This window comes from Gordonia sp. w5E2 (assembly GCF_036540975.1).
GTDB classification, from domain to species: Bacteria; Actinomycetota; Actinomycetes; order Mycobacteriales; family Mycobacteriaceae; genus Gordonia; species Gordonia jacobaea.
Genome location: NZ_CP144213.1, coordinates 4,772,965 through 4,784,420, shown reverse-complemented (window position 1 = coordinate 4,784,420; position 11,456 = coordinate 4,772,965). Strand labels below are relative to the sequence as shown.

Here is an 11,456-nt window from a genome sequence, read left to right as displayed (position 1 = left end):
GGGTGCGCTGACGGGCATCCTCGGGAGGTGACCATCACCGCCAGCGAGTCCCGGCTGCCGCGCGCTCTACGGCCATTGGCCGGCGCGCAGTTCCGTCGGCTCGTGGCCGGCCTCATCTTGGCGTTGTTCTCCGACGGCGTCTGGGCCATCGCACTGGTATGGCAGATCATCGAGCTCGGGGGTGGCCCGACGCAGGTCGCGTGGGCGTCTGGTGTGTCGGCGGTGGGCATGATCGTCTCGACGCTCGCGGGCGGAGTGCTCGCCGACCGGGTCTCGCAACGATCGATCATCGTGGCGCTCGAAGTGGTCAAGATGGGTGTGTTCGGACTCGTCGGAGTGCTGTCGATCTTCGGGGTGCTCACCCTGCCGATGGTGGTGATCGCCGCGTTGCTCGGTGGAGTCACCACCGGTATGTACTACCCGGCCTACTCGGCGCTGCTCCCGCGGATCGTCTCGGCATCGGAGTTGCAGGCCGCCAACGGAATCGAAGGGTTCTCCCGGCCCGTCGTCTTTCAGGCGATCGGCCCGATGGTTGCTGGATTGATCGTGTCGGTTGCCGCGCCGGGACCGGCGGTCGTGGTTGCCGCGGTCGCGAGTATCTGTTCGGGCGCGTGCTATCTCACGATGAAGCCGCTACCTCAGCGTCGAGAAGCGTTGCGGGGCAACCCGGCACGATCGGCGGTCACCGATCTGGTCGAGGGCTTCGGATACGTCCTGCGGACTCCGTGGTTATGGGCCACGTTGTTCTTCGCGACGCTGCTTGTGTTGGCAACGATGGGTCCGATCGAGGTGCTCGTTCCCTTCGCGCTGCGCGAACGCGTAGACGGTGGCGCGGGAGACCATGCGCTCGTCCTCGCCGCTTACGGGGCGGGAGCGGCGATCGGTTCGGCGTACTTCGCGTCGATCAGGATGCCTCGGCGATACCTCACCGTCATGTTCGTCATCTGGGGTCTGTCGAGCCTGTCGCTTGTTGTCATGGGCGTCGCCGAGCACACCTGGCTGTTCATCGTCGCCGGTGCATTGCTGGGATTCGGATTCGACGCCCCGTCGGTGCTGTGGGGAACATTGCTGCAGCGGCGGGTGCCGCCTGAGCTGTTGGGTCGGATCGCGAGTCTCGACTTCTTCGTCTCCGTCATTCTGATGCCGGTGTCGATGGCGATCGCCGCACCGTTGAGCAACGCCATCGGGCTCACCGCGGTGTTCGTGATCGGCGGCATCCTGCCTGTTCCAGCGGCGATCGCCTTCTACGTCGCGGCGCGACTCTGGCGCGACGAGATCGAGCATCCGTTGGACGACGCCGTGGTGGTGACGGCCCCGAGCGAGTCCTGAGTGGGATTGCGACAATGGATGCCATGCGCGAGATTGTGACCCTGGCTGCCGCCGCCACCTGGCGTACCCCGGTGATCGCGTGGCAGGGGCTGCGCGCCAAGCGGAGCGTCGTGCGATTACCGCAGGCCGAGGGCGACTTCGGGACCGTCGGCGACGCGTCGGATCCGAATTGTCTGCGCCTCGTGGTCCTCGGCGACAGCCTCGCGGGCGGCGTCGGGGTCGACAACCACCTCGACACCCTCGCCGGCGGAGTCGCGACACGGCTCGCCACCAGAGAGTGCCGCTCGGTGCAGTGGGTTGTTGCCGCACGAACTGGTTTCACCGCTGCGCAGGTGATGACACTGATCGACGACGCCGTGCTTGCACAGGCCGACGTCGTGGTCGTGTCCGTCGGGGCCAACGACGCGAAGAACATGCACACGGCCCGTCGGTGGCGTGACGAGCTTACTGCTTTGCTCAACGCCGTGTGCGCGGCGGCGGAGCGGGCCGAGATCGTGCTGCTGCCGGTGCCGATGCTGCAGATGTGCCCGGCGCTGCCGGGTGCGCTGGCCCAGACGCTGGGCATGCGTGCCGCGCAGTTCGACGCGATCGCAGACGACGTGGTCGCCGGATCCGGGCGAGTCCGCAGAATCATGCGCTTCGAGCCGTCCGGCGACGGATTGTTCGCCGCCGACGGATTCCATCCCTCCGCAGCGTTCCACGCGATCTACGCCGAGCAGATCGACGCCGCGTTGAGCACTACTGATGGAGATTCTCCGGCGCGTCGCTGACCGACAGGCAGCGTCGCTTCTTTTTGAGCGAATCCCCCGCACCTTCGATCTATCACTGATAGAGTTTGGTTCGTTGGAAGTTAACAACGATAGAAGAAATCCTCTTGGAAGGAATCGCGATGCTCGCGACCTCGATCGGACTCATCCTCAGTTGGGCCGGCGCGCTGATGATCATTGCAGTCGGCTGCGCTTACCTGGCGAGGAACGAGAAGAATGCGGCCGGTTTCGGACTACCGACGCCTCCGGCTCCGGACGCACGGGGCTGGTGGCAGGTGAAGGGCATTCGCGACGTCGTGACCGGACTACTCGTCATCGTCTTCACCTTCGTCGCACTCGACTACCTCGGTGTTCTGGTCCTAGTGCTTGCCCTGATCCCGTTGGGGGACATGGTGATCGTGCTGACCAATCGGGGCAGCAAAGCAGCCGCCTACGGCATCCACGGCGCGACCGCACTTGCACTGATCGTCGCCGCAGTTCTGCTCTTTCTCTGATCCGACAATCAATCAACAAAGCAATGGAGACCACGATGACCACTACTGCACCCGTATTCCGCAGCGCCAGTGACGATGTCGTCGGCAACGAGCGCGCGTCGATGCACCTGCTGTTCGACGCATCCGACACCGCAGGCGCGCTGAGCTCACTCGAAGTTCGCCTCGACGCGGGTGTCGACGGCGCCGCGCCTCACTTTCACCGACAGTCGTCCGAGATGTTCTACGTCATCGAGGGTGGCCTGCGCCTGATGGCCGGTAATGAGATCGTGACAGTCGAAGCTGGTGCGGCAGTGTCGATTCCGCGACTCATGCCGCATGCCTTCGGTGCGGTGCCCGACGCTGCGGCACGCGTCCTGATCGTCCTCACGCCCGGCGTCGAACGATTCGAGTACTTCCGACTGCTTTCGCGAATCCAGGCGGGCGAGGCCACATTCGAGGAGTTGGTGGCTGCGCAGGAACCGTACGACAACCATTTCGTCGACGCGCCCGAGTGGTGGAGTGACCGCCAGAGCTCACGCGGTTGAGGAGTCGGTGTCCGGCGGCGCGATGAGATGGCGACGAGCGCCGTCGACGACGAGGTCGGTGAGAGTGCGCAGCAACGACGACCCGAGCTTCCAGTACTGCCAGTAGAGCGGCACGTCGACGTGGAGGTCGGTGAAGGTGACCACCCGGCCGCTGTCGAGAGCATCGGCGATCTGCGCCAGAGGGACTGCGCCCCAACCCATTCCGGCTTCGATGGCACGGTGGTACTCGGTGGAGGCAGGGATGTAGACGGCGGGCGGATCGAGTCGCTGTCCCGACATCATTCGGAGCACTCTGCGTTGCAGCTCGTCGTTGCGATCGAACTGCACCATCGGGGCCTTGGCGAGGGATTCGTCGTCGACGCCGTTGGGCATCCAGGTGTCGAGGAACTGCCCAGTGGCGACGGGTAGATAGCGCATGATGCCCAGCGGTCGCAGTGTGGTCCCCCGGATGGGCAGGGGATCGGAGGTGATGGCGCCCATCACCTCGCCGGTCACCAAGCGCGAGCTGTTGACTGCTTCGTCGTCGCGGATCACTTCGACGGCAACTGGGTTCTCGCGGTGGAAGCGCGCGAGTGTGGGGAGGAGCCAGGTCGCGAGCGAGTCGGCGTTGGCGGCAATCGGGAGATGGACGCGCGGGCGGTCGGTGAGTGGGGCGGTCACGGCGTCGTCGAGGTCGCCGGTCAGTTCGAGCTGAGCCTCGAGGGCGAGCAGATTCCACTGTTTGGCCATCCGTGCGAGCACCTCGCCGTCGCGCGTCGCGGTGATCGGCTTGGTGCGACGGACCAGGATGCGTCCGACGGAGACCTCGAGCGCCTTGATGCGTTGACTCACCGCCGACGGTGTGATGTGCAGTTGCTCGGCCGCGGCGTCGAACGTGCCTGCGTCGAGTACCGCTGACAGCGTGCGTAGTGCGTCCGATCCGAGATCCACATAAGAGAGTCTAATGTTTCGACAGAAACATTCGCTGTACTTGTCGGTGACGTGCTCTTACGTTCGTGTCATGACGACATATCTCCTCGCAGCCATGATGGGTCTGCTTACCGGAGCGGGCTTGATCGTGGCCATCGGGCCGCAGAACATCTTCGTGCTGCAGCAGGGTGTGCGCCGAGTGCATGTGAATCCGGTGATCGCGGTGTGTGCGCTCTCCGACGTGGTCCTGATCGTCGCGGGGGTCGCGGGACTCGGCGCGTTGGTGTCGGCGCATCCTTCCGTGGTCACCGTCGCGAAGGTCGCGGGTGGGGCGTACGTCGTTGTCTTGGGTCTGCTGGCTGCGCGGCGGTGTCTTCGGTCGAGCGAGGCCATCACGGCCAACGCCGACGAGGTGCGCACCGCGTCGCGCTGGGTGGCGATCGGGTCGGCGCTCGCGCTGACGTGGCTCAATCCGCACGTGTATCTCGATACGGTGCTCACGATGGGGGCGATCGCCAACAGTCACGGAAATGCGAAGTGGGCGTTCGCGATCGGCGCGTGCGCGGCGAGCGTGCTGTGGTTCACGTTGATCGGCCGCGGCGGGAGCAGGCTCGCCCCGCTGTTTGCCAAACCCCGGGCGTGGAAGATCCTCGACGGCATCGTGGCCGTGATCATGGTTGGCATGGGCGCTGCGCTGCTGTTCTCGGCGTGATGTGGTCTCTTTCCGCTGATTGAGCCGGCCGCGAGCGAGCGTGGCCCCTTCCCGCTGATTGAGCCGGCCGCGAGCGGAGCGAGCTGCCGAGTCGAAATCACTTGGGGTGGTCTCGACAGGCTCGACCAGCGGGTATAGCTCGGCCGGCGGGTGGGCCGTTTCCGCTGATTGAGCTGGCCGTGAGCGGAGCGAGCTGCCGAGTCGAAATCACTTGTGGTGGTCTCGACAGGCTCGACCAGCGGGTATAGCTCGACCAGCGGGTGCAGCTCGATTGGCGGGGGGACGCCCTTTCCGCTGATTGAGCTGGCCGCGAGCGGAGCGAGCTGCCGAGTCGAAATCACTTGTGGTGGTCTCGACAGGCTCGACCAGCGGGTGCAGCTCGACCGGCGGGTGGTCTCGACAAGCTCGACCAGCGGGTTCAGCTCGACCAGCGGGTGCAGCTCGATCGGAGAGTGCAGCTGGACCAGGGGATGTCGGCCGGGCTCAGGCCAGCCCGAGGCGGTAGGCGTAGGCCACGACGGCCGCGCGGTCGCGGCATCCCGTCTTGGCGAGTATGTGGTTGATGTGCGTCTTGACGGTGCTCACCCCCAGGACGAGTGTTCGGGCGATCTGTTGATTCGACAGCCCCTGCGCGATCAGCGTGATGACCTCCGACTCGCGTTCGGTGAGGCCGTCGGGGTTGAGCGCGCGTGGATTGCTCTGGTCTGGCGTCGCCGATGTCCGAGACAGCAAGGCGCGCATGGCCTTTTCGTCGAGCAGTGAGCGGCCGGCGGCCGCCGAGAGGAGCGCTGACTCGATCGCCGTGGGGTCGGCGTCCTTGTTCAAGAAGCCGACGGCACCGGCGTCGAGTGCCTCGACGATCGTCGCGTCGTCGTCGTAGGTGGTCAATGCCACCGCGCGGGTCGGGGCCCCGGACGCGGCGAGTCGTCGAATCCCTTCGATCCCACCGATTCCCGGCATTCGAAGGTCCGTGAGAAGCACGTCGGGAGTCTGCTCGGCCACCAACACGAGAGCATCTTCGGCCGACGACGCGACGCCGACCACGTCGAGAGAGTCGAACAATCCGAGCATCGAGCGCAACCCTTCGCGCACGACCGTCTGATCGTCGGCGATCACCACCCGTACCGTCATGAACCCACCCGTACTGTCACGAACCCACCTGTACCGTCATGAACCAAACCGGACCGTCAGATCGAAACCCTGTGCGGTCGTACCGTATTCCAGCGATCCGCCTGCCGCAGAGATGCGTTCGGTCAATCCGGTCAGACCGTTGCCGCCGCTGGTGTGACCGCGGTCGACGAAGGTCGACGGGTCGCCGACCGAGCGCACCCGAACGAGTTGCGGTGTGAACTCGATACGTATGGGTGCGCCGGCGGCATGACGCATCGAGTTGGTGAGCCCCTCCATGAGCACCGCGCGCACGTCGTCGTGCCAGATCGCTGGCACAACCTCGACATCGCCGGACACTTCGACGTCGAGTCCCGCGCCGGTCCTCAACTGCGCCAAGGCCTTCGGTAGCCAGTGGTCGAGTGGCACCGACTCTCGCGTTGCGCTGTCGCGCAGTGATTCGACGGCAGTCTTTGCCTCACTGAGGCCATCACGCGCCAACGCGGTTGCGGTGCGCAGCTTTTCGGTCAGTTCCGCAGACACGGACTCGCGCTCAGCCTGCAGAGTGGCGCCCTGCAGTGTGATGATGAGGCCCGAGAGTGTATGCGCGAGAACGTCGTGGAGTTGTGCGGAGATCTGGCGTTGCTGCTCGGCCAAGGCCGCCCGGGAGCGTTCGGCGGCAATGATCTCGCGTTGGGTTGCGGCAAGCTCTGCGGCTTCGCGTTGACGGCGCCGCAACTGCATGAAGGCGAAAACCGCTGCCGCACTGGCGACATTGATACAGACAGCCCAGGCGTTGTGGGTCTGCCACCACATCAGTATTCCCAGCGCGGTCAGCGATGGCGATGCGATGAGCGCCGACACGAGGACCGTCGTTTGCGACATCGCCGCCGCGGCAACGCCGATATAGGGAAGCCAGACCGTCGCGCCACCGTGAAATGCGAACGCTGCGACAACCGACGCCGCCACCGTGGCGATGGCGTGAAGGGCCGAGGCCTGAGTGCTCCAGCTCCGCGCATTCTTGTCGCGCAGCACCGAACGCAATAGCAACACCACCAGGACACAGGTGGCTATCCAGCCGATGGCGGTCGCCCAGATCGGCTGCTTGCCGGTGTCGGCGAACGCTGAGACCAGCACCGAGACCGCGACGATCCCGCGGATCAGCAGACGGTCCGTCGCCACCGGATCTTGACTCGTTGTCACATGGCAACCGTAATGTCGACGTCGGAGATCAGGGGTGTAGGAGTAGCACGATCCACCCGATCTCCACCCGGGTTCCACCCTCGGGTTGATGTTTCGCCTGCTCCGCGAGCCGATGCTCAAAGCATGAACATTGCAAGCACAGCAGTCATCACCGCCCTGGTCGTCGTCTTCATCCTGTACCGCCAGACGCGGGAACAACCACTCAAGGACAACTTGTTCAAGCTGCCGTTGATCATCGGGATCATCGGCGTCTTCGAAACTGCGCAGTATCTCGGCGGCGGACACCATGTCACTGTCGGCGCGACGGTCGCGGTCCTCGTCGGCTTCGTCGTCGCGGCGATTCTGGCGGTGCCGCGAGCGCACAGCATGCAGGTCTACCGCAATCCGGCAGGCGTGATGGTCCGCAAGGGAGGTGCGCTGACCATCGTGCTGTGGGTCGTCGCGATCGCGGCACATGTCGCCATCAGCCTGGTGGTGCCCGCCTTCTTCGGCGACGGCATACAGCACGGGATGGGCGGACTCGACGGTGCGAGCATCATGATCTACCTCGCGATCAGCCTCGGCGCGCAGGCCGCGGTCACCAGCGGCAAGGTCGCCGAGCATCACCGGACACACAGCGCGATGACGCGGTGAGCGGGTGCAGCTCGACCTGGGGTGGTCTCGACAAGCTCGACCAGCGGGTGCAGCTCGACCAGCGGGGGACGCTCGACCAGCGGGGGACGCTCGACCAGCGGACGTCAGCTCTGGCCCGCCGAGACGGCTTCGCGCGTCTCGGCGGGTTCGTCGTCGATCGGGATCTTGCGGATCTCGGTGCCCTCGATGTCGACGTTGGGCAGGATGCGGTTGAGCCAGCGGGGAATCTTCCACGCCCAGTCGCCCATCATCGTGATCACGGCGGGCACGACGGCCATGCGGATGATGAAGGCGTCGAAGAAGACCGCGGCGGCCAGTGCGAAGCCCATCATCTTCGCGATCGTGTCGGGCGCGAGCATGAAGGCCGAGAACACGGAGATCATGATGACCGCAGCAGAGGCGACCACACGCGCTCCGTGCTGGTAGCCTACGATCACCGAATCCTTCGCCGACAACCCGTGCACGTACTCCTCGCGCATTCGTGTCACGAGGAAGACCTGGTAGTCCATCGCGAGTCCAAACACCACGCCGATCAGGAAGATCGGCAGGAACGAGATGATCGGCTTGGTGTGTTCGATCAGTCCGAGGTGGCCCTCCTGGAAGATCCACACCGTCGCACCGAACGTCGCGCATACCGAGAACAAGAAACCGATGGTTGCCGTCAGCGGCACGAGCAGCGACCGGAACACGATGGTCAGGATGATGAAGGCAAGCCCGACCACCACGATGAGGAACGGCAGCAGCGCGCTGCTGAGCTTGCTCGAGATATCCGACATGATGGCCGTCTGGCCGCCGACATTGACTGTCGCGCCACCGGGGTTCGACGACCCGTAGTCACGTATCTGATCCATCAGCGTGTGCGTCTCCGGGCCCGAGGGAGACTTCGCCGGAGTGACCGAGATCAGCGCGGCCGTCGCACCCTGCTGGGGGTTCTGCTGGTTCTGGCCGTTGCCGACCCAGACGATCTGCTCGGGGTTGGCGACGTTCGGCAGTGTCTTCACCTGAGCGACAACCGCATTGGCTGCGGGAGCGATGTCTCCGTTCGACGCGTCACTGACGACGACGAGTAGCGGCCCGTTCACGCCTTCGCCGAAGCCGCGTTCGAGGAGCTTGGTTGCCGCGTACTCCTTGTCGCCGGTCGAGTCCATGCCGAGTTGCATGCTCGACATCGGGATCGCGGCGATGCCGAGCAGCACGAGACCGACGAGTGCGACGGGCAGCGGGAACCGGGTGATGAAGCGGGCGACGCGTAGACCGTTGGACGGTTTCGAATCCGGTTCGTCGCCGTGACGCAGGCCGGGAATGCGGGGGCTGAAGGCAAACCTGCCGAACGCGCCGAGCAGTGCGGGGATCAACGTGATGGCGCCGAGCACCGCGACCACGACGGCCAGGCCCGCCGAGATACCCATCTGCGTGATGAAGGGGATGCCGACGACGCTCAGCGCACACACGGCGATCACGACGGTCAGACCAGCGAACACCACTGCGGAGCCGGCGGTTCCCACCGCTCTGCCCGCAGCGGCCTCACGCGACCCGCCGAGATTCAGCTCGGATCGATACCTCGACACGATGAACAGCGCGTAGTCGATGGAGACCGCGATCCCGAGCATCGTGATGATCGTGGTGGCACTCTGCTGGACGTCGAAGATCTTGGCGCTCAACGTGACGAGCAGCATGGTGATGCCGACACCGAAGATGCCGGTGACGATCGGGATGAAGGCGGCCACGATGGACGCGAACGCGATGATCATGACGATGAACGCGATCACGAAGCCCAGCAGCTCAGACACTCCGCCCTGCTGAAAGACCTGCATCAGCGAGCCGGTGCCCTCGACCTGTAACCCGTTGCCGCGGAACTCGGCGAGCAGATCCTCGAACTGCGCCATGTCGTCGTGGGTCAGTTCGTTGGCCCGGATGTCCTGCCTGATCTGGATCAGCCCGACCTTGCCGTTGTCGCCGAGAACCTTCGGGGCGATGGCGGGATTGGCCTTGGCAGCCGTCACCGGATTGACGACGGTCTGTGGCTCGATGACCTTGGGTAGCGTTCGAGCCTTGGCGACGAGTGCGTCGATCTGGCCCATGTGGTTCTCGAGACCGTCGTCGGCTTCGACGAGAATGCTGGTCGACGAATTCAACTGCTGATCGTTTGCCGCTGGGAAGTCCTGCTTCATCACCGACATCGCGCGATCGGAGTCGGTGCCGGGCAGCTCGAAATTGGTGGCGAAGGTCGGTTTGAGTACGCCGACGAGAGCACCGAGAACGATCAATACGACGATCCACGCGCTGATCACGATCCACTTGTGGCGGAATGCCGAACGCCCGAGGTTGTACAACCAGATAGCCATCTGAACCCTTTGATATCCCCGACTGGTCGCACGCCAGAGTAACGAGAGTCGACCCCGGATGCTGTCTGTGACTACGGTCATGGCCGCCGATAACGCGGTGTGAGGCGGGTCATACGCTGTGGAGTATGCCGTCACCACTCTTCGGGCGTGCCCGCCAGAACGACATCTACCAAGCGGGAGTACACGGTCGTACACCCGTCGTACCGACCGATTTCGATGAACTCGAACGCCGAGCGCGAGCGGAGATGTCCGATCGGGCCTGGGCGTACATCGCCGGCGGGGCAGGCGGGGGTCGAACGATGGCCGCAAACCGCAGGGCACTTGATCGACGCGCCATCGTGCCGCGGGTGTTGCGCGACGTCTCCGAGCGGACGCTGGAAATCGAGCTGTTCGGCGACCGGCTACCCGCACCGATCCTGTTCGCACCTGTCGGAGCAGGAGATCTCGTCGCGCGCGGGGCCGACAGGATGATCGGTCACGCCGCAGCAGAACTGGGACTTCCGTACATATTCTCCAACCAGGGCGGGGTTCGGATGGAGGACGTCGCCGCGGAGATGGACCTCGTACGGCCCGGCGCGCCGCGATGGTTTCAGCTCTACTGGTCGACCGACGACGACCTCGTCGACAGTCTGCTGCAGCGTGCCGAAGGCGTCGGAGCGTCGGCAGTCGCCGTAACTCTTGATACGACGATGCTCGGTTGGCGACCACGTGACCTCAACATCGGGTCGTTACCGTTCGCGCGCGGGGAAGGCATCGCGCAGTACACCTCGGACCCGCGGTTCACCGAGATCGTCTCCGAGCGTGCGGCCCAGGGGAGTTCGGAACGTCCCGAGATCTCGCTCGGTGCGTTGCGCACCCTGTTCAGCATTGCGAAGAACACCCCGGGATCGCTGCTGCGCAACATCATTCGTCCCGAGCCGCGCGTGGGGGTGCAGACCTTCCTCGACATCTACTCGCGACCGTCGTTGAGTTGGACGGAGATCGAGAGTCTGCGCGAGCGCACGGCGCTGCCGGTCGTTCTCAAGGGCGTACTGCACCCCGACGACGCGCGGCGTGCCGTCGACTCGGGTGTCGACGGCATCATCGTCTCCAACCATGGTGGCCGTCAGATCGACGGCGCCATCAGTTCTGTCGACGCTCTCGCCGCGATAGCGCCTGTCGTCGATGGGCGGATCAAGGTGCTCGCCGACTCGGGGATCTATTCCGGCGCAGACGTTTTCAAGGTGCTCGCGCTCGGCGCCGACGCGGTATGTATCGGGCGTCCGCACATGTACGGGCTCGCCCTCGCAGGTGCAGACGGTGCTCGCGATGCCGTTGCGAACATCATCGCCGAACTCGACCTGACATTTGGTCTCGCCGGTCACACGAACGTCGACGAACTCACGCCGGAGGCGTTGGCGACGCTCGTGTGAGGGCTGGCGGCCGCGGATAGG

Annotated in this window: 11 protein-coding genes; 7 read left to right on the top strand and 4 right to left on the bottom strand. The window is 64.9% G+C overall.

Translation table 11 applies throughout. The features are described 5' to 3' along the window. Positions 1 to 27 precede the first annotated feature (27 nt). The 4 genes from RND64_RS21660 to RND64_RS21645 all read left to right on the top strand — a co-directional run bounded on the left by RND64_RS21660 (position 28) and on the right by RND64_RS21645 (position 3,114). The gene (locus RND64_RS21660) at positions 28 to 1,329 is read left to right on the top strand and encodes an MFS transporter (protein ID WP_049699400.1); all 1,302 of its coding nucleotides are present in this window, start codon (positions 28 to 30) and stop codon (positions 1,327 to 1,329) included. Positions 1,330 to 1,352: 23 nt separating this feature from the next. Continuing rightward, a complete protein-coding gene (locus RND64_RS21655) occupies positions 1,353 to 2,099 on the top strand; it encodes an SGNH/GDSL hydrolase family protein (protein ID WP_235434373.1) in 747 nt (248 codons plus the stop codon). Between the two features lie 119 nt (positions 2,100 to 2,218). Beyond that, positions 2,219 to 2,590: a DUF4267 domain-containing protein gene (locus RND64_RS21650; protein WP_049699491.1), complete on the top strand. Its 372-nt coding sequence runs from the start codon at positions 2,219 to 2,221 to the stop codon at positions 2,588 to 2,590. Positions 2,591 to 2,625: 35 nt separating this feature from the next. Further along, complete coding sequence (locus RND64_RS21645; RefSeq protein ID WP_049699492.1) at positions 2,626 to 3,114, top strand: cupin domain-containing protein; 489 nt, start codon at positions 2,626 to 2,628, stop codon at positions 3,112 to 3,114. Here the strand turns inward: RND64_RS21645 and RND64_RS21640 are convergent. Further along, positions 3,103 to 4,044: a LysR family transcriptional regulator ArgP gene (locus RND64_RS21640; protein WP_049699402.1), complete on the bottom strand. Its 942-nt coding sequence runs from the start codon at positions 4,042 to 4,044 to the stop codon at positions 3,103 to 3,105. The two genes, RND64_RS21645 and RND64_RS21640, sit on opposite strands and share 12 nt — an antisense overlap. 70 nt (positions 4,045 to 4,114) lie before the next feature. Between RND64_RS21640 and RND64_RS21635 the strand changes: the two genes are divergently transcribed. Further along, the gene (locus tag RND64_RS21635; protein WP_049699403.1) at positions 4,115 to 4,735 is read left to right on the top strand and encodes a LysE/ArgO family amino acid transporter; all 621 of its coding nucleotides are present in this window, start codon (positions 4,115 to 4,117) and stop codon (positions 4,733 to 4,735) included. A gap of 483 nt (positions 4,736 to 5,218) precedes the next feature. Here the strand turns inward: RND64_RS21635 and RND64_RS21630 are convergent, their stop codons facing one another. Further along, positions 5,219 to 5,866: a response regulator gene (locus RND64_RS21630; protein ID WP_049699404.1), complete on the bottom strand. Its 648-nt coding sequence runs from the start codon at positions 5,864 to 5,866 to the stop codon at positions 5,219 to 5,221. Between the two features lie 36 nt (positions 5,867 to 5,902). Beyond that, positions 5,903 to 7,045 (bottom strand): sensor histidine kinase, encoded by a 1,143-nt coding sequence (locus RND64_RS21625; protein ID WP_235434374.1) that lies wholly within the window; start codon positions 7,043 to 7,045, stop codon positions 5,903 to 5,905. 123 nt (positions 7,046 to 7,168) lie between these two features. Here RND64_RS21625 and RND64_RS21620 point away from each other — a divergent pair, with 123 nt between their 5' ends. Continuing rightward, positions 7,169 to 7,678: a hypothetical protein gene (locus RND64_RS21620; RefSeq protein WP_049699406.1), complete on the top strand. Its 510-nt coding sequence runs from the start codon at positions 7,169 to 7,171 to the stop codon at positions 7,676 to 7,678. Between the two features lie 104 nt (positions 7,679 to 7,782). Here RND64_RS21620 and RND64_RS21615 read toward each other — a convergent pair whose 3' ends face one another. Then, positions 7,783 to 10,023 (bottom strand): MMPL family transporter, encoded by a 2,241-nt coding sequence (locus RND64_RS21615; RefSeq protein WP_049699407.1) that lies wholly within the window; start codon positions 10,021 to 10,023, stop codon positions 7,783 to 7,785. Positions 10,024 to 10,148: 125 nt separating this feature from the next. On the opposite strand from RND64_RS21615, the gene RND64_RS21610 reads away from it, so the two are divergent. Further along, positions 10,149 to 11,435 (top strand): alpha-hydroxy-acid oxidizing protein, encoded by a 1,287-nt coding sequence (locus RND64_RS21610; protein WP_049699408.1) that lies wholly within the window; start codon positions 10,149 to 10,151, stop codon positions 11,433 to 11,435. Positions 11,436 to 11,456: the final 21 nt, after the last annotated feature.

Excerpts from the sequence above, each read along its gene's own strand:
- RND64_RS21655 (WP_235434373.1), top strand. The coding sequence starts at position 1,353 with ATGCGCGAGATTGTGACCCTGGCTGCCGCCGCCACCTGGCGTACCCCG.
- RND64_RS21650 (WP_049699491.1), top strand. The coding sequence starts at position 2,219 with ATGCTCGCGACCTCGATCGGACTCATCCTCAGTTGGGCCGGCGCGCTG.
- RND64_RS21645 (WP_049699492.1), top strand. The coding sequence starts at position 2,626 with ATGACCACTACTGCACCCGTATTCCGCAGCGCCAGTGACGATGTCGTC.
- RND64_RS21635 (WP_049699403.1), top strand. The coding sequence starts at position 4,115 with ATGACGACATATCTCCTCGCAGCCATGATGGGTCTGCTTACCGGAGCG.
- RND64_RS21630 (WP_049699404.1), bottom strand. The coding sequence starts at position 5,866 with ATGACGGTACGGGTGGTGATCGCCGACGATCAGACGGTCGTGCGCGAA.
- RND64_RS21620 (WP_049699406.1), top strand. The coding sequence starts at position 7,169 with ATGAACATTGCAAGCACAGCAGTCATCACCGCCCTGGTCGTCGTCTTC.
- RND64_RS21615 (WP_049699407.1), bottom strand. The coding sequence starts at position 10,023 with ATGGCTATCTGGTTGTACAACCTCGGGCGTTCGGCATTCCGCCACAAG.
- RND64_RS21610 (WP_049699408.1), top strand. The coding sequence starts at position 10,149 with ATGCCGTCACCACTCTTCGGGCGTGCCCGCCAGAACGACATCTACCAA.